Genomic DNA, 23081 nt, shown 5'->3' on the forward strand with positions numbered 1-23081 from the left:
ATGATTAGTTTGGCGAGCGCCTCCGACAATGCCCGCCACGATCGCATCCCAGCGATCACGGCTTTCCCAAAGACAAAGCCATAGGAGGTTCAGATGAAAGCACGTCATATCCTGCCGCGAGCAAGTCTGGCGATGTTGGCTTTCGCCGGACTGGGCGCCGGCGCAGCCGTAGCGTTCGTCGCCGACCGGTCCGACCGGGCGCACGGCCCTGCGGCTGCCGAGCTGCGGACGGCGGCGCATTGCAGGGTCGCTTCGGTTCCCCCGCAGGTTCAAGCCGCGGAGGCCGCGAAGGCTTACGAGGAAGGCGAGGTGCCGCTGTGGGACGAACTCGGGGCCCTGAGCTACCCGATCAGCACGAAGAATGCCGAGGCTCAGGCCTATTTTGACCAGGGGTTGAGGCAGGCCAGCAACTTCAATCATGCCGAGGCGCGGCGAGCGTTTCGGAAAGCACAGCGTCTCGATCCCGAATGTGCCCTGTGCTACCTGGGCGAGGCGCTGGTGCTCGGACCGAACATCAACGTGCCGATGGATCCGGCAGCCAATGCACCTGCCCTGGAAGCACTGCGCAGGGCTGAGCGGCTTGCCGCCGGCGCGACCGACAAGGAGCAGGGGCTGATCGAGGCGATCTCCGCCCGCTATTCGGACGATCCGGATGCGGAACGGCCAACGCTCGACGCCGCCTTCGCCGACGCAATGGCGGCGCTCTCCGACAAATATCCCGAGGATCAGCTGCTGGCCGTCATCGCGGCGGAGGCCGGCATGGACACCCAGCCCTGGGACTACTGGGAGCCTGGCGGCAAGCTGCCAAAAGGCCGCGGCGCCGACATCCAGAAACGGCTTGAAGCGGTCTTGGCCAAGAACCCCGACGACGCCTGGGCGATGCACCTCTACATCCATTTCGTCGAGGCGTCGGACCGGCCCGAACGCGGCGAGCCCTATGCCGATCGGCTTGCGGCGCTGATGCCCGGCGCCGGACACATCGTCCACATGCCGAGCCACATCTACCACCGGGTCGGCCGCTATTCGGATTCGCTGGATTCCAACAAGGCGGCCTCGAAGGTCGATGAGGCCTATATCGCCGAGACGGGCGCTGTTGGCGTTTATCCGATCGGCTACTACTCCCACAACATCCACTTCGTGCTCGTTTCCGCGCAACTGCTTGGCGACAAGGCGACGGTGCTCGAGCAAGCCGACAAGCTCGACAAGTGGCTGAGCAATGAGGTGGCGGCGGCGATACCGATCACGCAACCGGTCAAGGCTGCTCCGTATTTCGCCTGGGCGCAGTTTGCCGATCCGGACACGGTGCTTGCGCTTCCAGAGCCTCCCGGCGCGCCGCCCTATGTCAAAGCGATGTGGCATTACGCGCGAGGAACCGCGTTCGCGGCGAAGCGAGACGTTGTTGCAGCGCGCGCTGAGGCGGAAGCGATCCGGACGATTCTCGGCGGCGCGGACTGGACCGAGCTCGACAACTGGGGCATTCCGGCGCGGCCGGTTCTCGAAGTGGCCGCGAACGTGGTGATGGCGCGGGCTGCCCAGGCCGAAGACGATCAGCAAGCGGCGATCGAACTGCTGAAGCATGCCGCCGACGTCCAGGACACCATACCCTATATGGAGCCGCCGTTCTGGTACTACCCGGTTAGGCAATCGCTTGGGGCGGCCCTGCTGAAGACGGGCAATGCGGAGGAGGCCGAGCGGGAGTTCCGCCTGGCTCTCGAACACGAGAAAGGCAGCGCCTGGCCGCTTTACGGGCTGAAGGAGGCGGCAAAGGCGAAAGGCGATACGCTTGCCGAGCAAAAGGCTGCGGATGAACTCGCCAGGGCCTGGCGTGGTGATCCTGCCATGCTTTCGCTCGGGCGGATGTAAGGCCTGTGCGGTCAGCGGCGAGTGGTGTTCTCAAGCAAAACCCCGGCGTTGCGACGCCGGGGCTCTTTTTGCTGACGAAACCGAGGCTCAGACCGAGTAGTACATGTCGAATTCGACCGGGTGGGGGGTCATCTCGAAGCGCATGACCTCGGCCATCTTGAGTTCGATATAGGCATCGATCTGGTCGTCGTCGAAGACGCCGCCCGCTTTGAGGAAGCCGCGGTCCTTGTCGAGATTCTGCAGCGCTTCGCGCAAGCTGCCGCAGACGGTCGGGATCTTCTTCAGCTCCTTCGGCGGCAAATCGTAGAGATCCTTGTCCATCGGCTGGCCAGGGTGGATCTTGTTCTTGATGCCGTCGAGGCCGGCCATCAGCATCGCCGCGAAGCCGAGATAGGGGTTCGCGCCCGGATCGGGGAAGCGGACCTCGACGCGCTTGGCCTTCGGCGACGAGCCGAACGGAATGCGGCATGACGCCGAGCGGTTGCGCGCCGAATAGGCGAGCAGCACCGGCGCTTCGTAGCCGGGCACCAGGCGCTTGTAGCTGTTGGTCAGCGGGTTGGTAAAGGCGTTGATCGCCTTGGCGTGCTTGATGATGCCGCCGATGTAGTAGAGGCAGCTTTCCGACAGGCCGGCATATTCATTGCCGGCGAAGGTCGGCTTGCCATTCTTCCAGATCGACTGGTGGACGTGCATGCCCGAGCCGTTGTCGCCGAAGATCGGCTTCGGCATGAAGGTCGCAGTCTTGCCGTAGGCGTTGGCGACCTGGTGCACGACATACTTGTAGATCAGCATCTTGTCGGCGTTGCGCACGAGCGTGTCGAACTTGATGCCCAGTTCATGCTGCGCCGCCGCCACCTCATGGTGGTGCTTCTCGACGCGAACGCCCATCTCGGCGAGCACCGTCAGCATTTCCGAACGCATGTCCTGTGCGGAATCGATCGGCGGAACCGGGAAGTAGCCGCCCTTGACGCGCGGGCGGTGGCCGAGGTTGCCTGTCTCGTATGGCGTGTCGTCGTTTGACGGCAGCTCGGTCGAGTCGAGCCGAAAACCCGTATTGTAAGGGTCGGCCTTGTACTGCACGTCATCGAATACGAAGAACTCGGCTTCGGGACCCACATAGATTGTGTCGCCGATGCCTTCGGCCTTCATATAGGCCTCGGCCTTCTTGGCCGTGCCGCGCGGATCGCGGTTGTAGGGTTCGCCCGATACTGGGTCGAGGATGTCGCAGATCACGACCATGGTCGACTGCGCGAAGAAGGGGTCCATGTGGACCGTCTCGGTGTCCGGCATCAGCACCATGTCGGACTCGTTGATCGCCTTCCAGCCGGCGATCGACGAGCCGTCGAACATGACGCCGTCCGCGAACATGTCCTCATCGACCTCCACGACGTCCATCGTCACATGCTGCAGCTTGCCCTTCGGGTCCGTGAAGCGCAGGTCGACGAACTTCACGTCGTTGTCCTTGATCTGCTTCATGATGTCTTTGGCTGTCGTCATGTCCTGTTTCCCTAGATGAAATTGTTGACTTGGTTTTGTTGAAATATCGATTGGATCAGACGGCGTCTATGCCGGTTTCGCCGGTGCGGATGCGGACCACCTCCTCGATGTTGGAGACGAAGATCTTGCCGTCTCCGATGCGTCCGGTCTGGGCCGCCTTGCGGATCGCCTCGATGGCGCCTTCGACCGCGTCGTCGCCGAGCACGACCTCGATCTTCACCTTGGGAAGGAAGTCGACGACGTATTCGGCCCCGCGATAGAGCTCGGTGTGTCCCTTCTGGCGGCCGAAACCCTTGGCTTCGGTTACCGTGATGCCTTGCAGGCCCGCCTCCTGGAGCGCCTCCTTGACCTCATCGAGCTTGAACGGCTTGATGATTGCTTCGATCTTCTTCATCTTTGTTATGGCCTCCAGTACCGGGATGACGGGAGCTTTGCCCCGCTTGCGCAACGTCTAGCACGAACCGTGCCAATCCGTCCCGAAAGCGGCAACGTTGCGCCGAAAGTCCCCGTCGGACGAAAGTTTGATTTCCGGCGACGACATCCATCCGCAAACCGCTGTTTCCTTGCGCAGCGCCGAAAAGTGCCGCCAAATCGGGCAGTATAAAGAATAAGCAAAATGCTTCTTTTGTATGCAGATAATGCATCCCCGATCCGATCGATCCAGCTATTCGCAGCCGGACCGGCTTGTGCTACCGCAGAGGTGATGGCGCATGAGCTTCTGACACCGGCGGAAATGGGCGAGGCCGACCGGCTCGCCATCGAGACGGGGCCGTTCGACGGCATGGCCCTGATGCGCCGCGCCGGCGCGGCGGTAGCCGCTGTCGTGCTCGAACGCTATCCGGCGGCGTCGGCCGACGTCCTGTGCGGTCCCGGCAACAATGGCGGCGACGGTTATGTCGTGGCGAGGCTGCTGCATGCGGCCGGCATGCCGGTGCGCGTCTGGTCGCTCGGCACGCCGAGGCCGGGCGCGGACGCCGCAACGGCCGCCGCCGAAAGCCCGCTGGAGACGAAGCCGCTGCACGATTTCGCGCCGACGCCGGGAGCGGTCGTGGTCGACGCGCTGTTCGGGGCCGGCCTGTCCAAGTCGATCGAGGGCGATGCGGCGAGGGCAATCGAGAAATGCGATCGAGCCTGCGTGCCGGTCATCGCGGTCGACCTGCCGTCCGGGGTGTCCGGCGAGAGCGGTAGTATCCTCGGCGCGTCGTTCAACGCCGACATCACCGTCACCTTCTTCCGCAAGAAGCCGGGTCATCTGCTGTACCCGGGCCGGCAGCGCTGCGGCGAGACGATCGTCGCTGAGATTGGCATAGCGCCGGGCGTGCTCGCCGCGATCCGTCCGGCCTGCTTCGAGAACACGCCGGCGCTGTGGGGCGCTCTGTTCCCGCGCCCGGCGGCCGAGACGCATAAATACGCGCGCGGGCATGTCGGCGTCTTTTCCGGCGGTCCGGCCTCGACCGGCGCGGCGCGCCTCTCGGCGAGGGGAGCGGCCCGCGCCGGCGCAGGGGCAGTGACGCTGCTGTCCCCCGGCAACGCCGTCCAGGTGAACGCCGCGCACCTGACCTCGATCATCCTGCGCAAGGCCGATACACCGGAGGAGATCGCGGAATGGCTGGGCGACCGAAAGCCGGCCGCGCTGGTCTTCGGGCCGGGGCTCGGGCTGGACGACAAGGTCGGCGACCTCGCGCTCAAGCTGATCGCGGCGAGCGCCGGCATCGTTCGCCACATCGTCTTCGACGCCGACGCGCTGACGCATCTGTCGCGCCGCCGCGCCGAGTTCCTCGCAGCGTTCGGGATGCCGGGCGCGCCGCAGATCGTGCTGACGCCGCATGAGGGCGAGTTCGCCCGGGCCTTCCCCGAACTCGCCGGCAACGAGAGCCTGTCGAAGCTCGACCGGGCAAGGAAGGCCGCCGCGCTGGCGGGGGCGACGCTGATCCTGAAGGGGCCCGACACCGTGATCGCCTCACCCGACGGCCGCGCCGCGATCAACGCCAACGCGACGCCCTGGCTCGCCACGGCCGGTTCGGGCGACGTGCTCGCCGGCATCGCGGCGGGCCTGCTGGCGCAGGGCATGCCCTCCTTCGAGGCGGCCTGCGCGGCGGTGTGGCTGCACGCCGAGGCCGGCTCCCGCTTCGGGCCCGGGCTGATCGCCGAAGACCTGCCCGACCTGCTGCCGCCGCTGTTGCGGGAACGACTCAGCCGTTGACACGCTCCATGAAGGCCATGGCGCCGTGCGGCGCGCGCACTTTGCCTGATGTGATGAAGTAGACGAACACGTCGCGCGGCCTGACGGGCGCCTCGCTACCGGGGTCGGCGCGGGGCAGGTCGTCGGGCGCCTTGCCCGCGGCCCAGAGCTTCGCCCGCGCGGCCCACTCGTCCAGCGCCTTCGGCGTGTAGCAGGTCGGCTCGTCGTCCGAACCCGTCTGCAGCCTGGCATAGACGAAGTCGCCGGTGACGTCCGAAATCGCCGGGTATTTCTCGTGGTCGGCATAGACGATCGCGACATTGTTCTTGCGGCAGAGAGCGACGAATTCCGGCACGATGAAGGAGTCGGTCCTGACCTCCACGGCATGGCGGAGTTTCACGCCATCCTGTTTTTCCGGCAGCAGTTTCAGGAAAGCGCTGAAATCGGCCTCGTCGAATTTTTTCGTCGGCGCGAACTGCCAGAGGATCGGCCCGAGCTTGTCGCCGAGTTCCGACACGCCCGACCCGAGAAAGCGCTGCACGGACTCGCCGGCTTCGGCGAGCACGCGGCGGTTGGTGGCGAAGCGGATCGCCTTCAGCGAAAAGACAAAACCGTCGGGTGCGTCGGCCGCCCATTTGGCGAAGGTCGGCGGCTTGAAGGTCGAATAATAGGTACCGTTGACCTCGATGGTCGGCACCTGCCGGCTGGCATAGTTGAGCTGCTTCGCCTTCGACAGTTTTTCCGGATAGAAGGACGTGTCCCACGGCTCGAAGGTCCAGCCGCCCATGCCGGCGCGGATCTGGCCCGCGCTCTTTCCTCTGGGCATCGTCACCTCCCTTGCATCGCTCGTGCGGCGAAGATGCGTTCGCCCGATAAGCTTGTCCACCCGGTGGCGGATGGCTCCTGACAGGGAGTAGGGGAATAGGGGAATACGGCAGCACGGGGACGCGCGAAAGCGTGCGCGGCAATTCAATGCCGCGAGCCGCTTTCCCCAGCAGTAAGGCGGCGGTGAGTTCATGACGTGTCGGGATAGGCCAGTGCGTAGAGGGCCAGCGCATGGGCGTGGGCGAGGATCTCATCGACCTCGCGGATGCGGCGGCGATGGGGGGCAGACGGATCGTAGCGGGAGAGCCGGCCGCCGGGCGGGCGGCCGGGGCGCAGCGGCGCGGTGCGGCGGCCGGGGGTGGATCCTTTCCGAGTGGCGTCGTGGTTTTGATTTTGCGCGCCTGCGGCATCGCGGTTTTGGTTTTGCGCGCCTGCGGCGTCGCGGTTTTTGTTTTGCGCGCCTGCGGCGTCCGCCCCCCGCGCCTTCCAGCGGGCAAAGCGCCGGGCCTGCCCCGGCAAATCGTCGAGCGCGGCGGAGAGTGCGGCGAGGCGCTGGGCCAGGCGCGTGGCGTCGATCGGGTCGTCGGGGGAGGGCGGCGGCGGCAGGCGGTGGGGCGTGACGAGGCCGGGAAACAGGATGCGCGGCGCGGCATGCGCGGGGACGGTGCGGCGGTGGGCGCGCGACGGACGTTTCAGTGGATCGAGGAGCGGCAGGCATAGGGTGCGCGGGCCGCCCCCTCCACCGGCTTCGCCGGTCCCCCGTGAACGGGGGAGGATCCGGCCGGCCGCAAGATCGGCCGGCGACATCACGACGGCGATGCCGAAGCGGCGGAGCTGTGGCTCGACGGTCACGGGCCGGGCCTCGCGTTTTCGCTGATACGGCAGGGTCACGGCCAGGCCGCGCGCGGCCGCGATGATCAGCCGCCGCGCGGCGGCTTCGGCCGGACGCAGGAGGCGAAGGATGGCGAGGCGGAGATGACGGGGCAGGGTGAGTTTCACCTCCCCCTTGAGGGGAGGTCGACGCGAAGCGTCGGGTGGGGGTTGCGACGCCTCAGTTACCCCCACCCGGCGGTCTGACGACCGCCGACCTCCCCTCAAGGGGGAGGTGAAAGGGCCGGCAAGCCCGGCCATGCCGACCAGGCCGGCCAGGATGCGCTTCAGCGCCTCGAGATTGTGGTTGATTGCCGCCGTTCCGTCCATCGCCGCCCTCCTTTCATGGAAGGCGGGATTATCGCGCAGGTTGGGCGAGCGTGGATAAACTTGCGCGGTTTTAGCCGACGGGGTTCTGGCAGGATCGCCAGCGCCGCAATCTTCCAGCACCCGTCCTCGCTTCGGCGGCGCGCCGCGTTTCGAGATCGTTAACCCTGCCCGACGGACGCGCGGAACCGAGGCTGCGCCCGCCGGTTGAGTGCACGGCGCAGTGCGCGCATGGAGGCTGGCATGTGGAGAAGCGTCTTGGTCGCGGTGTCCGCCGCGATGGTCATCGCACCATCTTCGGCAAGGGCAGGTGGATGGGAATACGATCCCGCGGCTGACCTGATCCTATACGACTCCGTGCCCGTGGCTTCGTGGTACCGGCAGGAGCCGTGGACCGGGACGGCGACAGGCCACTACTACAGCTATTACCCCAACCATGTGCCGGGCTATCCGCATCGGCTGACCGGCTATCCGGTGCCGATCTACAAAGCGCCCGCGCGCGTGCCTCGGGCGGTCGTCCGCGCCCCCGCCTCGCACGTGGACTGGTGCGCCCAGCGCTACCGGTCCTACGATGTCCGAACGGACACCTTTCAGCCGTATCACGGGTCAAGGCGGATCTGTAGGTCGCCGTTTCACTGAGATTGTCGCTGGCAATTGGCGTGCGTCCTGATCCTTCGCGGACACCGCGATCCGGATGCAAGTCCGGCCATGGCGACAAGACCGGCCAGGATGCGCTTCAGCGCCTCGAGATTGTTTGATATCGCCGCCGTTCCGTCCATCGCCGCCTCCTTTCAAGGCGGCGGGATTATCGCGTAGGTGGGAAGGGAGTGGATAAATATGAGGGCGGAAATCGTGCGTCTCGATCTTAAGATAAGAAATTGGGCCGTTGTTCGATTCGAAGCAATCGCATAGAGGCGGCGCTCGTCGAAGCCCGCCACCCCTAGGCTGGATTCAAAGCCTGCGCCGTCAAGTTAATAGGCGTACTTGCCTTTGGTGGAATTAAGCTTTTTCACGATGCCGGCGATGTGTTTCGGATATGCTTCATAGAAATTGCTCAGCCAATACTGATACGCTTCGTAGGCATCCAGCAGAGCCTCGCGTGAAACCTCACCGTCATGGCTGCCGAGATTACCCACCTTGCGTAGCGCGTCCAGCGTATCCTTTTCGGCCGTGTGCTTCTTGCCGAACAACTCGATGCGGTCGAAGAGCGTGCCTTTCGCAGGTATGCTCTCCTCATCCATGATGCGCTCGACGCTGATTCTGAGCCGGTTCGCGGCGGCACCTCTGTCGCCCCAGTATGCGACAAAGGACTGCTTGATCGCATCCGCTACCGACGCAGGCGTCTGCTTGGGAATCTCTATAAGCGGGGAGCCGGGGTACATCGTCTTTGGCTCAAGAAACGGCATGAACCCATCGGTGTCGAGTTCCGCAATGTAGCCGGGCACCCACACGTAATTCCCGCTCATCGTCACGGAAGATCCACACTTCTTTGAACCGCAGACAAGGACGCACGTGAAAATACCGTTGTCCCAGTCTGGCTCCCAGTCCGGGTGATTGCGAATATGGTCCGGATGGTCGGGCGTCTTAATGAGCAAGTTCTTCTTGTCGAGCATAAGATTGCCCCGCCGACACTCCGGGCATGGAAGGTCAGGGATTGCGTCCGGGTCGAAATACTGAACCCATAAAGGGCGATTCTTGGCCATCTAGATATCTCCTCTGAAATGGCTTGGTTGATAAAACGGCACGGCTTGTACTGCCGCAACGTCATCAGGTCCAGCCATTGCCGCAGATGTGATCGGTCGCCGCGTCTGCGACCACGCCTAAGACCTCAGCCCCTCTGGGGCGATCTCCTTAGACTAGAAGCGAGAGTTGCGGAATTTCGCCAGCTCATCACTGACTAGCGGCGCGTTAAGCGGCGCGAAATTGAAGGCCTCGTAGAGAGGCGTCAGGAGTTGCAGCAAAACCTCATCGATGTTGTCATCGAGAACCGAGGCTTGCGTCTTTCCCTGCATCAGCACCGAGTCGACCACACATTCGCGTTCGTAGCTCAGATACCGAGATGAAAAGACACTTTTCATCTTCCGGCCCTTGAGCCCCGTATATTCGATGCGGTACGCGATTTCTGGATCTTCTCCGAACAGCCGTGCAAATCGTGCGACGTAGAGCAGCGTCTCGCCGATACGCCAGATCGGAATGGTTAAGTCTAAGACGGTACCAGGTACCGCCTTCTCCGTGTAATCCTCATCATGAGAGCGGATTTCGTACATGCATCCTTGGCGGTTCACTCGCCAAAAGTCAGAGTGTCTGCCGTCTCTCCCTCGCTCATCAGGATGACCAATCCATGCTTCGATTGCATCGCCGGCGGGAGTCGGGCCAATGGGGGGGCGGTCGAGGTAGATGAACGGCCCCCAACCAGTGAGTTTGACCTCTCCGGCTTTGTAGATCCTATCCCGCAGTTCCTTCAGGTTCGCGGCGGGCTCTACACCGACCAGTTCGAATGACTGCTCGTAGAAACCCTTCTTGAAGCGAGCAGGATCATCCTTAGGGAGCGGTTCGATGCGGCTCTGCCAACGCTCGCGAGACTCATCGGTGAAGCCAAGTAAACGGTCGATTTGGTCTTGCGCTGCTTGTGTAATCGGCTGGCCTTGAACAATCTGCCGGATAGCATCGAGCAGGTTGTCGCGGTTGGCACGCACGCACCTGTCCAGCAGTGCACGCCATTCCTCCGCGGTAAACGGCTCCTCGCTCTTCGGGCCGGGCTTTCGTATGTAGCAGCGTTGCTGCGCAATCGTCCCAGGCAGCTCTTTCACCGACATCACGGGAACCGATGCGCCGCCGGGTACAAGTATCAAGGCATGCTGAAATCCGGTGTCAGGGTGGTTGAGGTGTGCAACCTCGCAACTAATTTTGGGGTCGGCGTACCGATTCACCGCTGCATTGACCATGTCGGCGGTGTAGCGAGCGATTTCGGCCGGACGCTCGGTGGATTGCGGAGGCTTGCCGCCCATGCCCATAAGCACAGTACCACCCCCGTGGTTGGCCATCGCGATAGCTGACTTTGCCATGGTGGCTTTGCCGTGTGGCGTGGTCAGGTCAAGCCACGCTTTGAACTCGGTGCTCAGGGTTTCGTCTTGAAGGTCGAAAAGAGCTTCAAGTTCCTGAATCGTCGCCATCGCTGAGCCTGATGTGGTTGGTTGCGGTCGACATGCCTTTCACAATGACGGGGGCAGCCGACGAAGCCGAGAAGGTTGATTGGAAAGTGACCGTTCCCGCGATCTGGGGGAGCATGTCTCCAGCACGTTCACCGCTCCAGTTCTCACGCATCCTCTCCGGCACGGCAGCTAGAAACGCCACGAGCGCTTTCTCAATCCACCCGGCCATTTTGATGCAGTCTTCCAGATCAATTTTTTCGGCGACGCTGTCCGGTCGCTTGTTCGAGGCATGTGCCGCGTGTGCGTTCCAGCGGCTGATGATGTTCTTGACCTTTTCAATGCTAGGAGGCGGATAGGTCGACGTAAAATCAGCAGCCTGAATGTCGTCGTTGTGTTGGGCCTTGTTGGTTAGGAAGCTGTAAATGACCCTCGCCTTTGAGACAAAGCACTCGAAAGCGAGATTGTAGTCGATTTGCATGATAGCCCCGCGCATGGCCGTGAGCCCGTACCGCATCATGCAAACTTCGTACGGGAAGTGCTCCGACAGCCACTTCTTCTGGTGGTCTTCGCCGGCTTTCCTTCGGCCCTTCGAACGCTCCGGCTTCTCATCCGAGTCCATTAGCCACCCCCTCACTCCGCCGCCTGCGCCCTTTTCCCCGGCCGGCGTCCGAGCAGCTCCTTGAGGAACTGCCCTGTGTAGCTGCGCTTCTCGGCCGCGATGTCTTCGGGCGTACCTGATGCCACGAGTTCGCCGCCGCCGTCGCCCCCTTCGGGGCCGAGGTCGAGCACCCAGTCGGCGGTTTTTATCACTTCGAGGTTGTGCTCGATGACGACGACCGTGTTGCCCTGGTCGACCAGCTCGTGCAGCACTTCGAGCAGCTTCGCGACATCGTGGAAGTGGAGGCCGGTGGTCGGCTCGTCGAGGATGTAGAGCGTCTTGCCAGTTGCTTTCCTTGACAGCTCCTTGGCGAGTTTTATCCGCTGCGCCTCGCCGCCACTGAGCGTGTTGGCCTGCTGGCCGATGTGGATGTAGCCGAGGCCGACCTGGTTCAGCGTAGTGAGCTTGTCGCGCACGCCGGGCACCGCCGCGAAGAAGTCGACGCCTTCCTCGACCGTCATGTCGAGCACGTCGGCGATCGACTTGCCCTTGAACAGCACGTCGAGCGTCTCGCGGTTGTAGCGCTTGCCGTGGCAGACGTCGCAGGTGACGTAGACGTCGGGCAGGAAGTGCATCTCGATCTTGATGACGCCGTCGCCCTGGCAGGCCTCGCAGCGGCCGCCCTTGACGTTGAAGGAGAAGCGGCCGGGCTGGTAGCCGCGCGCCTTCGCCTCCGGCAAATTGGCGAACCAGTCGCGGATCGGCGTGAAGGCGCCGGTGTAGGTGGCGGGGTTCGAGCGCGGGGTGCGGCCGATGGGCGACTGGTCGATGTCGATGACCTTGTCCAGGAACTCCAGCCCCTCGACGTGGTCGTGGTCGGAGGGATGCTCTCTGCTGCCCATGATGCGGCGCGACGCCGCCTTGAACAGCGTCTCGATGAGGAAGGTGGACTTGCCGCCGCCCGACACGCCGGTGACGGCGGTGAAGGTGCCGAGCGGGATGTCGGCGGTGACGTTCTTGAGGTTGTTGCCGCGCGCACCGACGACGCGGATGCGGCGGTTCTTCTTGCCCTGGCGGCGGGCGGGGGGCGTGGCGATCTCCAACTCGCCGGAGAGATATTTGCCGGTGATGGAGTTCGGGTTGGCCATGATGTCGCGCGGCGTGCCCTTGGCGATCACCTGGCCGCCATGGATGCCGGCGGCGGGGCCGATGTCGACGACATAGTCCGCGGTCATGATCGCGTCCTCGTCATGCTCGACGACGATGACCGTGTTGCCGAGGTCGCGCAGGTGCTTCAGCGTGTCGAGGAGCCGCGCATTGTCGCGCTGGTGGAGCCCGATCGAAGGCTCGTCGAGCACGTAGAGCACGCCGGTCAGCCCCGAGCCGATCTGCGAGGCCAGGCGGATGCGCTGGCTCTCGCCGCCGCTGAGCGTTCCGGAGTTGCGGGACATGGTGAGATAGTCGAGGCCGACATCGTTGAGGAAGCGCAGCCGCTCGCGGATCTCCTTGAGGATGCGCACGGCGATCTCGTTCTGCTTGGCCGAGAGATGGGCGGGCAGGTCGGTGAACCACTGGTCGGCCTTGCGGATCGACATTTCGCTGACCTGGCCGATGTGGAGGCCGGCGATCTTGACGGCGAGGGATTCGGGCTTCAGGCGGTAGCCGTTGCAGGTAGGGCAGGGCGTGGCCGACATGAAGCGCTCGATCTCCTCGCGCATCCAGGCGGATTCGGTCTCCTTCCAGCGGCGTTCGAGGTTGGGGATGACGCCTTCGAAGGTCTTGGTCGTCTTGTAGGAGCGCAGCCCGTCGTCATAGCTGAAGGTGACCTCCTTCGCGCCGGTGCCGTGCAGGATGGCGTTCTGCGCCTCCTTGCTCAGCTCGCTGAAGCGGTCGCCGAGCTTGAAGCCGAAAACCTTGCCGAGCGCTTCGAGCGTCTGCGCGTAATAGGGCGAGGAGGACTTCGCCCAGGGCGCCACCGCGCCGTCGCGCAGCGAGACGTTTTCGTCGGGCACGACGAGGCTGGCGTCGATGGCGCGCTGGCTGCCCAGCCCGTCGCAGGCCGGGCAGGCGCCGAACGGATTGTTGAAGGAAAACAGGCGCGGCTCGATCTCGGGGATGGTGAAGCCCGAAACGGGGCAGGCGAATTTCTCAGAGAAAAGAATGCGTTCGTGGGTTTCGTTCGCGCTCTTGTTGACGGAATCGGCGCCGGTCTGGCTGGCATCGAGCGGACGGTCGGCGAATTCCGCGACCGCGATGCCCTCGGCGAGTTTTAGCGCAGTCTCCAGCGAATCCGCGAGCCGGGTGGCGAGGTCGGCGCGCACGACGATGCGGTCGACCACCACGTCGATGTCGTGCTTGTACTTCTTGTCGAGCGCCGGCACATCTGACATCTCGTAGAAGGCGCCGTCGACCTTGACGCGCTGGAACCCCTTCTTCTGGAGCTCGGCGAGTTCCTTGCGGTACTCGCCCTTGCGGCCGCGCACGATGGGCGCAAGGATGAAGAGGCGTGTGCCCTCGTCGAGCGCAAGCACGCGGTCGACCATCTGCGAGACCGTCTGGCTCTCGATGGGCAGACCGGTCGCCGGCGAATAGGGGATGCCCGCGCGGGCAAACAGCAAACGCATGTAGTCGTAGATCTCGGTGACCGTGCCGACGGTCGAGCGCGGGTTGCGCGAGGTCGTCTTCTGCTCGATCGAGATGGCCGGCGACAGGCCATCGATCTGGTCGACGTCCGGCTTCTGCATCATCTCCAGGAACTGGCGCGCATAGGCCGACAGGCTCTCGACGTAGCGGCGCTGGCCCTCGGCGTAGATCGTGTCGAAGGCGAGCGACGACTTGCCGGAGCCGGAGAGGCCGGTCATCACGATCAGCGAATCCCTGGGCAGGTCGAGATCGATGTTCTTGAGGTTGTGCTCGCGCGCGCCGCGAATGGAAAGGTATTTGTGGTCGGCCATGGCCGGTCCGCCGCCTCGTCTCAAAAAAATGTCGGGATGGCAGGGTATCACCAGCCAGCCCCTTATTTAGGTGTTTTCGTCGCCGCGTCGAGTGCCAGTATTGGGGCCAGCACGGGAACCCGATTTTGCCAGACTTTCGAGGTCTACTCTTCCGGTCGCCCGGGGGGCAAGCGAAAAGAACAAAGGTCGAACAGGTTCCTGACAAATCGCTGGGGACGAAGCTGGCGGCGATCACATTTCTTTGCAGGCGCCCTTTCGCGGTTGACGCGGCAGGCACCGGGGTCCAGATTTATAGGGTGTCTCATGGCGCCGGATGTCCACGCGACATCGTTCGCTGCCAAAGGGCGGTTTGCGAGACGCCGCAGACCAGCGGAGAGGCCGCCGTAGAGGCGATCGGAAACTGACGAAGGAGGAAGGAATGACTCCACCGGACAGTCCCCAGAGGCTCCACTAAAAGCCTGGAGCCTAGGCAGGTAAACTCCTGATCCGTTCGGGCAACGGCCTGCTGATCAACCCACAATCAGAGACTACGAGTCGGATCGTCGGCTGAACGCCGCGTGGCATCCGAATAAACGCCGGTTATGGAATCCCGGCATAAGCGGGCAAGGCCCGCGTGATCGAGGCCCTGTTCTCTCCGAGCGAGAGACAGGGCCGTTTTCTTGGTCGACCTGACACATGGCCGGCCATGCCGGGCTGGTGTCGTGCGAGGGAAACGTGGCGACGTTCCGGAATTGAGGTCTTCGGCAGCGCTTGCGTTTTGCGTGGAAATATGTAGAACAAATCGAGAACTAACTATTATGTGGACAGCCGAAGGAGAAAGGTCTTTCAACGGGGCTGTCGCGGGCCTGATCCTATAGGATGCGCCCGCAACACGATATCGACCTGGGTTTCGGTCGACCTGGTTTAGGATTGAGCGCGGAGAAGTGTCATGGCAGGCGTCAACAAGGTTATACTGGTGGGAAATCTGGGAGCCGACCCCGAAATCCGACGGATGCCGTCTGGCGATCCCGTCGTCAATCTGCGCATCGCCACCTCGGAGACTTGGCGCGACAAGAATTCGGGCGAGCGCAAGGAAAAGACCGAGTGGCACCAGGTCGTCATTTTCAACGACAATCTCGCCAAGGTCGCCGAGCAGTATCTGAAGAAGGGCTCGAAGGTTTATGTCGAGGGCGCGCTGCAGACGCGCAAATGGCAGGACCAGAGCGGGCAGGATCGCTACTCGACCGAGGTGGTGCTGCAGAAGTTCCGCGGCGAGCTGCAGATGCTCGACGCGCGCGGGCAGGGCGGCGAAGGCGGCAGCGTCGGTTATTCCGGCGGCGGCCGCAGCTCGGACTTCGGTCAATCCGGGCCCAATGAAGGCACCAGAAGCGGCGGCGCAAACCGAAGCGGCGGCGGAGCTTCGCGCGAACTCGACGACGAAATCCCGTTCTGAGGCGCGGACTTGATTGATACGGTAGCTACCCAGGACAACGACCGGAAGCCAGGCATTTGAAAGCGCGCATCAAATGGGTTGAGGACCGGACCTTCGTCGGCGAGACGGGCTCCGGCCACAAGATCGTGTTCGGCACGGCATCCGGCCCGGACGGGATCAGGCCCAAGCCCGGACCAAGCCCGATGGAACTCATGCTGATCGGCGCGGGAGGCTGTTCGGCGATTGATGTGGTCCACATACTGGAAAAGGGCCGCGAGGCGGTCGAGGGTTGCGTGGTCGAACTGGACTCGGACCGCGCCGAGACCGACCCGAAAGTCTTCACCCGTATCCACATGCATTTCATTGTCAGGGGGCGCGGGTTGGCCGACGCCAAGGTCAAGCGCGCGATCGACCTGTCGATCGAGAAATATTGCTCGGCGACGGCGATGCTGTCGAAGACGGCGACCGTGACGCACGACTACGAAGTGGTCGATTCGTCGAATGGCGGCTGAGACCGCGACTTTCCGATATATTCCCACGTCTCGCTGGCGGTTTTGAAGACCAGTCGCCCTTCTCGGACCCTGCGCGCCAGGGAGATGACATTGTCGACGTAAGCCTCCCACTGAGGAATGTTGGCGAGGTCGGACCTCGCCACGAACGCCAGATGTGTAAGTCCGTTCTCCGGAGCGGCGGCCAGCAATCGATCCAACGCTTCTTCGAAACGTATGTTGGGCAGCCATGGAGCCAGCGTTTCCTGCTCGTAGGCGGTCAAGGGCAACATGCCGAGTCCTGACGTTTTATCCGGATCCGGCACGCGAAAATCCGCGGACGACGGTCGATAGGCGCTTGGCGGAATATTCTCTCCGTCCGGGATGTTTCCGGTACCACGCTCGGCTTCCACAAGTCGTGCTGCTCCAGGCATGCGCTCGAGGGTCAGGTCCAGTTGAACGCCTTCCTCCTCAAGCAGCCGCACCATCGCATTGCTCAGAAAGCGATCGCCGCCGCGATAGGCGGCGGGTGTCTTGCCGAAAGCCCCTCGGTAGGCATCGATCGACGAGCGCGCGCACTGCAACACCCAGCCTTCGTCGCCGTGGTCCTGGCACCAGCCTCGCGTAACCTCGTCCCACCGCCATGGGTGCATGTGCAACCCGATTTCGTCTCCCTCCAGTTGCGCAATCCTCCACTCGGCTTCGAAGTGCTTCAGGGCCCAGTCAGCGCTGCCGTTCGAAATCTCGACCTGCGGGTCCGCCCTGGGAAACCATGTGATGTGTAGCGGGGCTCCCGAAATCGTTCTAACGCGATTGCGCAGATCGACAGTTTTGGAGAAAAACGCAGTCGTGGCGTCCCAGGATGGATCGCGCAGATCAACGGCGCGGGCGTTCGGTTCCACGTCGACGCCCAGCACAACCGGTATGGCTGGCCCACGATAAGGCGCAGCCGCCGATCGCAGAGCGCTCACCTCGTCAAGCAGGCTGGAGCGCGACCGCCGCAACTCCGCGATCTCCGATCCGAGCGCGCCGATGGCGCGCAAACGATCCTCGCAAAGCTGCACAAGATCGGCAATACGTTTGTCCGGTTGCTCGATCGCCCTGGGTCCAGGCCACGATCGGAAAAGCGGGAACGCATGGTTTTTGACTTTGTGCAGCAGTCTCGCAATGGGTTTTGGGCGCGTCACGGTGATCTACGCCGCGGCCAGCGCCTTGATGCCGTCGGCGACGAACTGCACGGCGAGCGCCGCGAGCAGCACGCCAAGCAGGCGTGTCAGGATCGAGCGGCCGGTAGCGCCCAAAATCCCGTCGATGCGCTCGGCAAGCAGGAAGACCAGGTAGGTCAGCAGGATGCAGACCGCGATGATCCCGACGAGCGCGGCCTTGGCTATCGGCTCATGGAAGCTGCCGGAAAGCAGCACCGTCGCGGAAATCGCGCCCGGTCCCGCGATCAGCGGGATGGCGAGCGGGAAGGCTGCAATGTTGTGGATCAGATCCTTGGTGATCGCCACGTCGGCGGTCTTTTCCTTCCGGTCCTGCCGCTTCTCGAAGATCATCTCGAAGGCTATGTAGAAGAGCAGAAAGCCGCCCGCGATCCGGAACGCAGGGAGCGTGATGCCGAACATCGTCAGGATGGCCGCCCCGGCGATGGCGAAGAGCGCCATGACGCCGAAAGCGATCAGGGAGGCCCGAACGGACACCTGGGTCCGCTCGACGCGGTTCATGCCCCGCGTGATTCCGAGGAAGAGCGGCGCCAGCCCCGGCGGGTCGATCGTCACCAGGATGGTCAGGAAGGCATTGAAAAGACTGTCGTAATTCGGCATGTCCGTTCCCCTCGACCGCAGGCTATCCCGCCTCGCCGCCGCACGCCAGCCCGGCGCTTGCCGCTTTTACGCCGCAATGGTCCTCCAAGCGGGCCAGCGGGCTTTGCGTCACAAGCTGACGCGAGGTCACGGAAAACACCATATCCATTTGAAATTCTATGGAAAACCAACGCTGGAAAACCCAGGCATTCGTTGGAGAATCGGCAGCGCTTCCTATATAAGGGGAGCCTGATTCCCAGATATAGCGTGAACCAATTTTGAACGACCAGAAAACACCGCGCAGCCCCGACGGTCCTTCCGGCATCGAGCCTATTTCCATCATCGAGGAGATGCAGCGCTCCTATCTCGATTACGCCATGAGCGTGATCGTGTCGCGCGCGCTGCCTGACGTGCGCGACGGGCTGAAGCCCGTGCACCGCCGCATCCTCTTCGCGGCGCATGAGAGCGGCTACCACTGGAACCGCAAATACGTGAAGTCGGCGCGGCCCGTTGCCGATGTCATGGGTAAATACCACCCGCATGGCGACGCCTCCATCTACGACGCCCTGGTGCGCATGGCCCAGGACTGGTCGCTTCGCGTGCCGCTGATCGACGGACAGGGCAATTTCGGCTCGATCGACGGCGATCCGCCGGCGGCCATGCGCTACACGGAATCGCGCCTCACCAAGGTTGCGCATGAGCTGCTCGAGGACATCGACAAGGACACGGTCGATTTCCAGGACACCTACGACGCGTCCGGGCGGGAACCGCGCGTACTGCCGGCGCGCTTCCCGAACCTGCTCGTCAACGGCTCGGGCGGCATCGCGGTGGGCATGGCCACCAACATCCCGCCGCACAATCTGGCTGAAGTCTGCGACGGCGCCATCGCCATCATCGACAATCCGGCCATCGACCTTCCCGACCTGATGGATATCGTGCCCGGCCCGGATTTCCCGACCGGCGGCATCGTGCTTGGCCGTTCCGGCATCTACAACGCCTATTCGACGGGCCGCGGCTCGATCATGATGCGCGGCAAGGTGCATTTCGAGGAAATCCGCGGCGACCGCGAGGCGATCATCATCACCGAAGTGCCTTATCAGGTGAACAAGGCGACGATGATCGAGAAGATGGCCGAACTGGTGCGCGACAAGCGCATCGAGGGCATCTCCGACATCCGCGACGAGAGCGACCGGCAGGGCTACCGCGTCGTCATCGAGCTGAAGCGCGACGCCGTTGCCGACGTCGTGCTGAACCAGCTCTACCGCTACACGCCGCTGCAGACATCCTTCGGCGCCAATGTCGTGGCGCTGAACGGCGGCAAGCCCGAGATCATGACGCTGATCGACATGCTGAAGGCGTTCGTCGCCTTCCGCGAGGATGTCATCAGCCGGCGCACCAAATTCCTGCTGCGCAAGGTGCGCGACAGGGCGCATGTGCTGGTTGGCCTCGCCATCGCCGTCGCCAACATCGACGAGGTCATCAAGCTGATCCGGCAGGCTCCAGACCCGCAGGCCGCCCGCGAGCAGTTGATGGAGCGGCGCTGGCCCTCGGCCGACGTCGAGTCGCTGATCCTGCTGATCGACGACCCGCGCCATCGCATCAACGACGACGGCACCTACAATTTGTCCGAGGAGCAGGCGCGCGCCATCCTCGCCCTGCAGCTTTCCAGGCTGACCGCGCTCGGCCGCGACGAGATTGCCGACGAACTCGGCAAGATCGGCGAGGAGATCAAGGATTTCCTCGACATTCTGTCGTCGCGCGTCCGCATCCAGAAGATCGTCAAGGACGAACTCGCCGCTGTGCGCGACGAGTTCGGCACGCCGCGCCGCACGGAACTGACCGATGGCGGGACCGACATGGAGGACGAGGACCTCATCCAGCGCGAGGACATGGTCGTCACCGTCACCCATGAGGGCTACATCAAGCGCGTGCCGCTTTCGCTCTACCGGGCGCAGGCGCGCGGCGGCAAGGGCCGCTCGGGCATGGCGACCAAGGAGGAGGACTACCTCACCCGGCTCTTCGTCGCCAACACGCACACGCCGATCCTGTTCTTCTCCTCGCGCGGCATCGTCTACAAGGAGAAGGTCTGGCGCCTGCCGATCGGCAGCCCGCAGTCGCGCGGCAAATTCCTGCGCAACATGCTGCCGCTGGAAGACGGCGACCGCATCACCGCCATATTGCCGCTGCCCGACGAATCCGAATGGGACAAGCTGGACGTAATGTTCGCGACTACGCGCGGCACCGTGCGCCGAAACAAGCTGTCGGATTTCGCGGATGTGCGGCGAAACGGCAAGATCGCCATGAAGTTCGAGGAGGAGGGCGACGCCATCCTCGCCGTCGAGGCCTGCACGGAGAACGACGACGTGCTGCTGACGGCGGATTCAGGCCTCTGCGTCCGGTTCCCGGTTACGAAAGTGCGCGTGTTCCAGAGCCGCGGCTCGCAGGGCGTAAAGGGCATTCAGCTCGAGGACGGCGACCACGCCATTTCCATGGCCATCCTCGAACATGTGGACGCCGATACTGCCGAGCGCGCCGCCTATCTGAAGCGCGCCGCGGCCGAAAGAAGGGCAGTCGCTGGAGAGCATGCCGACGGCGAAGAAGAGGTTGTGCTGACGAACGAGGAGGTCGGCGAAGTGGGCGATCTCGCCGAAGATCGTTATCAGTTCCTGAAGGCGCACGAGCAGTTCGTGCTGACGGTCACCGAATACGGCTACGGCAAGCGCTCGTCGTCCTATGATTTCCGGGTCATCGGCCGCGGCGGCAAGGGCATCCGCGCGACGGATGTCTCGAAGGTCGACGAGATCGGCAGGCTCATCGCCGCGTTCCCGGTCGAAAGCGAGGATCAAATCATGCTTGTCTCGGACGGGGGGACGGTCATCCGCGTGCCGGTCGGCGGCATCCGCTTCGCCAGCCGCGCCACCAAGGGCGTCACCATCTTCAATACGGCGGAAGGCGAGAAGGTCGTCTCGGTCGAGCGGATTTCCGAACCCGAGGGCGGGGAACCGGAGGGCGGGGAAGTGGTTGTCCCGCCAACGATAGAGGCCGAGCCGGAAGCTTGATGCGCCGGAAGCTTGATGCGCGAGCTTGATGCGCGCGCGGGGCGGCGGACGCCGCCTCAGCGCGTACCGAAGCCGCGGAACGAACTGCGCTTCTCCTTGAGGCGCATCCGTTCGGTCTCCTGGTGCAGGCCGAAAGCGGTCGCGATCAGCATGGCGATGGTCATTGCGGCGGCGAGCATGTAGATCATCATGGCAAATCTCCTGCGCAACAACGTAGTGCGGGCGGTTTGGTTGCCGTAAGCTGTCCTCACGTATAGTCAGGCCATCTTTAATCATGCGTGAGCGGGCCGTTCATCTGGCGTTCATGCGATTTGGCTACGGCGCAACGCTCCAGCTTCCATCCGGATGTGAAAGGCACTAGAAGCACGCCCATGACCGACCGCCACGCCATCTATGCCGGTTCCTTCGACCCGCTGACCAACGGGCATCTCGACGTGCTCAAGGCGTCGCTTGCCGTCGCCGATGTGATCTATGCCGCGGTCGGCATTCATCCGGGCAAGAAGCCGCTCTTCGAGTTCAAGCAGCGCATGAAGCTGATCGAGACTGTGGCGAAGCAAGAGCTCGGCAAGGACGCCAGGCGCATCAAGGTCGTCTCCTTCGACGGGCTGGTCATCGACGCGGCGAGAAAGCTCGGCGCTTCGATCATGATCCGCGGCCTGCGCGACGGCACCGACCTCGACTACGAGATGCAGATGGCAGGCATGAACGAGACGATGGCGCCGGAACTGCAGACCGTCTTCCTGCCGGCCAGCCCCTCGGTGCGCACCATTACCGCCACACTCGTACGCCAGATTGCGTCGATGGGCGGCGATATCCGTCCCTTCGTACCCGCGGCGGTCGTCGCTCCGCTCAAGGCGAAATTCAAATCCAAACAATCCAGACAATAAGGTTCAGGAGACAGTCCATGTTGAAAATGCTCGCTTCGGCGTGCGTGCTGGCCGCAACGTTGCTGACGGCCCAAATCGCGTTCGCCGCCGATCCGGAGAACACGCTGATCGTCACGCTGAAGGATGGCGACGTGACGATTGCGCTGAGGCCCGACCTGGCGCCCAAGCATGTCGAGCAGATCAAGGCGCTGGCCCGCGAAGGCGCCTATGACAACGTCGCCTTCCATCGCGTCATCGACGGCTTCATGGCGCAGACCGGCGACGTGCAGTACGGCGACATGAACGACGGCTACGACGCCGGCGCGGCCGGCATGGGCGGCTCCGACAAGCCCGACATCGTCGCCGAGTTCTCCGACGAACCCTTCGTGCGCGGCACGATCGGCATGGCGCGTTCGCAGGACCCCAACTCCGCCAACTCGCAGTTCTTCATCTGCTTCGGCGACGCCAGCTTCCTCAACGGCCAGTATACGGTCGTCGGCACCGTCGAGAGCGGCATGGAACTGGTCGACAACATCAAGAAGGGCGACCAGGCCGACAACGGGTCGGTCAGCGACCCCGACCGCATGATCAAGGTCCGCGTCGCCGCGGACAACAAGTAAGCTCGAGCAAGAAGGATTGAGAGCATGGCCGAGATCAAGGACCGCGAGAACGCGCTTATCATGGAGACGACCAAGGGCAACGTCGTCATCGAACTGTTCCCCGACCTGGCGCCCGGCCATGTCGGCCGCATCAAGGAACTGGCCCGCGAGGGCGCGTATGACGGCGTGGTGTTCCACCGCGTCATCGACGGCTTCATGGCGCAGACCGGCGACGTCAAGTTCGGCAAGAGCGGCGGCAAGGACTTCAACCCGGGCCGCGCCGGCATGGGCGGGTCGGGCAAGCCCGACCTCAAGGCCGAGTTCTCCAACATGAACCACACCCGCGGCACCTGCTCGATGGCGCGCGCGCAGAACCCGAACTCGGCCAACTCGCAGTTCTTCATCTGCTTCGGCGACGCCGGCTTCCTCAACCGCCAGTACACGGTGTGGGGCCAGGTCATCGAGGGCATGGAGAATGTCGACAAGATCAAGCGCGGCGAACCGGTGCAGGATCCCGACAAGATCGTTTCGATGAAAGTCGCCGCGGACGTGAAGTAGTCCGGGAGCATGATCCCAAAAGTGGGAACC

Annotated in this window: 20 protein-coding genes; 9 read left to right on the plus strand and 11 right to left on the minus strand. The window is 63.5% G+C overall.

Annotated features, from left to right (window positions below):
• Positions 1-93: 93 nt before the first annotated feature.
• Positions 94-1863 (plus strand): hypothetical protein, encoded by a 1770-nt coding sequence (locus tag ABLE71_RS24465; RefSeq protein ID WP_348786092.1) that lies wholly within the window; start codon positions 94-96, stop codon positions 1861-1863.
• Positions 1864-1950: 87 nt separating this feature from the next.
• Here ABLE71_RS24465 and glnA read toward each other — a convergent pair whose 3' ends face one another.
• Entirely contained in the window at positions 1951-3360 is a 1410-nt protein-coding gene (gene glnA / locus ABLE71_RS24470; protein WP_348786093.1) for a type I glutamate--ammonia ligase, read from the minus strand.
• A 55-nt stretch (positions 3361-3415) separates the two neighbouring features.
• The gene (locus ABLE71_RS24475; protein WP_145716532.1) at positions 3416-3754 is read right to left on the minus strand and encodes a P-II family nitrogen regulator; all 339 of its coding nucleotides are present in this window, start codon (positions 3752-3754) and stop codon (positions 3416-3418) included.
• A 309-nt stretch (positions 3755-4063) separates the two neighbouring features.
• Here ABLE71_RS24475 and ABLE71_RS24480 point away from each other — a divergent pair, with 309 nt between their 5' ends.
• Positions 4064-5563 (plus strand): NAD(P)H-hydrate dehydratase, encoded by a 1500-nt coding sequence (locus ABLE71_RS24480; RefSeq protein ID WP_348786094.1) that lies wholly within the window; start codon positions 4064-4066, stop codon positions 5561-5563.
• On the opposite strand, the gene ABLE71_RS24485 is transcribed toward ABLE71_RS24480, so the two are convergent.
• On the minus strand, positions 5553-6368 hold the full coding sequence (locus ABLE71_RS24485; protein ID WP_348786095.1) for a DUF72 domain-containing protein: 816 nt from the start codon (positions 6366-6368) through the stop codon (positions 5553-5555). The two genes, ABLE71_RS24480 and ABLE71_RS24485, sit on opposite strands and share 11 nt — an antisense overlap.
• Positions 6369-6556: 188 nt before the next feature.
• Complete coding sequence (locus tag ABLE71_RS24490) at positions 6557-7567, minus strand: hypothetical protein (protein ID WP_348786096.1); 1011 nt, start codon at positions 7565-7567, stop codon at positions 6557-6559.
• A 240-nt stretch (positions 7568-7807) separates the two neighbouring features.
• On the opposite strand from ABLE71_RS24490, the gene ABLE71_RS24495 reads away from it, so the two are divergent.
• Positions 7808-8203 (plus strand): BA14K family protein, encoded by a 396-nt coding sequence (locus ABLE71_RS24495; RefSeq protein ID WP_348786097.1) that lies wholly within the window; start codon positions 7808-7810, stop codon positions 8201-8203.
• Between the two features lie 332 nt (positions 8204-8535).
• Here ABLE71_RS24495 and ABLE71_RS24500 read toward each other — a convergent pair whose 3' ends face one another.
• The 4 genes from ABLE71_RS24500 to uvrA all read right to left on the minus strand — a co-directional run bounded on the left by ABLE71_RS24500 (position 8536) and on the right by uvrA (position 14268).
• Positions 8536-9267, minus strand: a complete 732-nt coding sequence (locus ABLE71_RS24500; protein ID WP_348786098.1) for a DUF4145 domain-containing protein — start codon at positions 9265-9267, stop codon at positions 8536-8538.
• Between the two features lie 153 nt (positions 9268-9420).
• Entirely contained in the window at positions 9421-10737 is a 1317-nt protein-coding gene (locus tag ABLE71_RS24505) for a hypothetical protein (protein ID WP_348786099.1), read from the minus strand.
• Complete coding sequence (locus tag ABLE71_RS24510; RefSeq protein ID WP_348786100.1) at positions 10715-11335, minus strand: hypothetical protein; 621 nt, start codon at positions 11333-11335, stop codon at positions 10715-10717. The genes ABLE71_RS24505 and ABLE71_RS24510 overlap by 23 nt, the downstream gene beginning before the upstream one ends.
• Before the next feature lie 11 nt (positions 11336-11346).
• Entirely contained in the window at positions 11347-14268 is a 2922-nt protein-coding gene (gene uvrA, locus ABLE71_RS24515; protein ID WP_348786101.1) for an excinuclease ABC subunit UvrA, read from the minus strand.
• 928 nt (positions 14269-15196) lie between these two features.
• Here uvrA and ABLE71_RS24520 point away from each other — a divergent pair.
• Together ABLE71_RS24520 and ABLE71_RS24525 are read left to right on the plus strand one after the other, a co-directional pair.
• Positions 15197-15700, plus strand: a complete 504-nt coding sequence (locus ABLE71_RS24520; protein WP_348786102.1) for a single-stranded DNA-binding protein — start codon at positions 15197-15199, stop codon at positions 15698-15700.
• A gap of 56 nt (positions 15701-15756) precedes the next feature.
• The gene (locus ABLE71_RS24525; protein ID WP_348786103.1) at positions 15757-16191 is read left to right on the plus strand and encodes an OsmC family protein; all 435 of its coding nucleotides are present in this window, start codon (positions 15757-15759) and stop codon (positions 16189-16191) included.
• Here the strand turns inward: ABLE71_RS24525 and ABLE71_RS24530 are convergent.
• Positions 16158-17354, minus strand: a complete 1197-nt coding sequence (locus ABLE71_RS24530) for a hypothetical protein (protein ID WP_348786104.1) — start codon at positions 17352-17354, stop codon at positions 16158-16160. The genes ABLE71_RS24525 and ABLE71_RS24530 overlap by 34 nt on opposite strands.
• A gap of 6 nt (positions 17355-17360) precedes the next feature.
• On the minus strand, positions 17361-17990 hold the full coding sequence (locus ABLE71_RS24535) for a MarC family protein (protein ID WP_348786105.1): 630 nt from the start codon (positions 17988-17990) through the stop codon (positions 17361-17363).
• A 257-nt stretch (positions 17991-18247) separates the two neighbouring features.
• Here ABLE71_RS24535 and gyrA point away from each other — a divergent pair, with 257 nt between their 5' ends.
• The gene (gene gyrA / locus ABLE71_RS24540; protein ID WP_348786106.1) at positions 18248-21028 is read left to right on the plus strand and encodes a DNA gyrase subunit A; all 2781 of its coding nucleotides are present in this window, start codon (positions 18248-18250) and stop codon (positions 21026-21028) included.
• Between the two features lie 56 nt (positions 21029-21084).
• Here the strand turns inward: gyrA and ABLE71_RS24545 are convergent, their stop codons facing one another.
• Positions 21085-21219: a hypothetical protein gene (locus ABLE71_RS24545; RefSeq protein WP_348786107.1), complete on the minus strand. Its 135-nt coding sequence runs from the start codon at positions 21217-21219 to the stop codon at positions 21085-21087.
• Between the two features lie 180 nt (positions 21220-21399).
• On the opposite strand from ABLE71_RS24545, the gene coaD reads away from it, so the two are divergent.
• Genes coaD through ABLE71_RS24560 form a run of 3 tightly spaced genes read left to right on the plus strand, consistent with a single transcriptional unit; the run spans position 21400 to position 23051 of the window.
• A complete protein-coding gene (gene coaD, locus ABLE71_RS24550) occupies positions 21400-21915 on the plus strand; it encodes a pantetheine-phosphate adenylyltransferase (RefSeq protein ID WP_348786108.1) in 516 nt (171 codons plus the stop codon).
• Between the two features lie 17 nt (positions 21916-21932).
• Positions 21933-22514, plus strand: a complete 582-nt coding sequence (locus ABLE71_RS24555; RefSeq protein WP_348786109.1) for a peptidylprolyl isomerase — start codon at positions 21933-21935, stop codon at positions 22512-22514.
• A gap of 24 nt (positions 22515-22538) precedes the next feature.
• Positions 22539-23051, plus strand: a complete 513-nt coding sequence (locus ABLE71_RS24560) for a peptidylprolyl isomerase (protein ID WP_348786110.1) — start codon at positions 22539-22541, stop codon at positions 23049-23051.
• Positions 23052-23081 lie beyond the last annotated feature (30 nt).

The sequence above is a fragment of the Mesorhizobium sp. KR9-304 genome (assembly GCF_040049215.1).
GTDB lineage: Bacteria > Pseudomonadota > Alphaproteobacteria > Rhizobiales > Rhizobiaceae > Mesorhizobium_K.

Bases quoted from the DNA above. Each gene is read 5' to 3' on its own strand.
- ABLE71_RS24465 (WP_348786092.1), top strand. From the start codon at position 94: ATGAAAGCACGTCATATCCTGCCGCGAGCAAGTCTGGCGATGTTGGCT.
- glnA (WP_348786093.1), bottom strand. From the start codon at position 3,360: ATGACGACAGCCAAAGACATCATGAAGCAGATCAAGGACAACGACGTG.
- ABLE71_RS24475 (WP_145716532.1), bottom strand. From the start codon at position 3,754: ATGAAGAAGATCGAAGCAATCATCAAGCCGTTCAAGCTCGATGAGGTC.
- ABLE71_RS24480 (WP_348786094.1), top strand. From the start codon at position 4,064: ATGGCGCATGAGCTTCTGACACCGGCGGAAATGGGCGAGGCCGACCGG.
- ABLE71_RS24485 (WP_348786095.1), bottom strand. From the start codon at position 6,368: ATGCCCAGAGGAAAGAGCGCGGGCCAGATCCGCGCCGGCATGGGCGGC.
- ABLE71_RS24490 (WP_348786096.1), bottom strand. From the start codon at position 7,567: ATGGACGGAACGGCGGCAATCAACCACAATCTCGAGGCGCTGAAGCGC.
- ABLE71_RS24495 (WP_348786097.1), top strand. From the start codon at position 7,808: ATGTGGAGAAGCGTCTTGGTCGCGGTGTCCGCCGCGATGGTCATCGCA.
- ABLE71_RS24500 (WP_348786098.1), bottom strand. From the start codon at position 9,267: ATGGCCAAGAATCGCCCTTTATGGGTTCAGTATTTCGACCCGGACGCA.
- ABLE71_RS24505 (WP_348786099.1), bottom strand. From the start codon at position 10,737: ATGGCGACGATTCAGGAACTTGAAGCTCTTTTCGACCTTCAAGACGAA.
- ABLE71_RS24510 (WP_348786100.1), bottom strand. From the start codon at position 11,335: ATGGACTCGGATGAGAAGCCGGAGCGTTCGAAGGGCCGAAGGAAAGCC.
- uvrA (WP_348786101.1), bottom strand. From the start codon at position 14,268: ATGGCCGACCACAAATACCTTTCCATTCGCGGCGCGCGCGAGCACAAC.
- ABLE71_RS24520 (WP_348786102.1), top strand. From the start codon at position 15,197: ATGGCAGGCGTCAACAAGGTTATACTGGTGGGAAATCTGGGAGCCGAC.
- ABLE71_RS24535 (WP_348786105.1), bottom strand. From the start codon at position 17,990: ATGCCGAATTACGACAGTCTTTTCAATGCCTTCCTGACCATCCTGGTG.
- ABLE71_RS24545 (WP_348786107.1), bottom strand. From the start codon at position 21,219: ATGATGATCTACATGCTCGCCGCCGCAATGACCATCGCCATGCTGATC.
- coaD (WP_348786108.1), top strand. From the start codon at position 21,400: ATGACCGACCGCCACGCCATCTATGCCGGTTCCTTCGACCCGCTGACC.
- ABLE71_RS24555 (WP_348786109.1), top strand. From the start codon at position 21,933: ATGTTGAAAATGCTCGCTTCGGCGTGCGTGCTGGCCGCAACGTTGCTG.
- ABLE71_RS24560 (WP_348786110.1), top strand. From the start codon at position 22,539: ATGGCCGAGATCAAGGACCGCGAGAACGCGCTTATCATGGAGACGACC.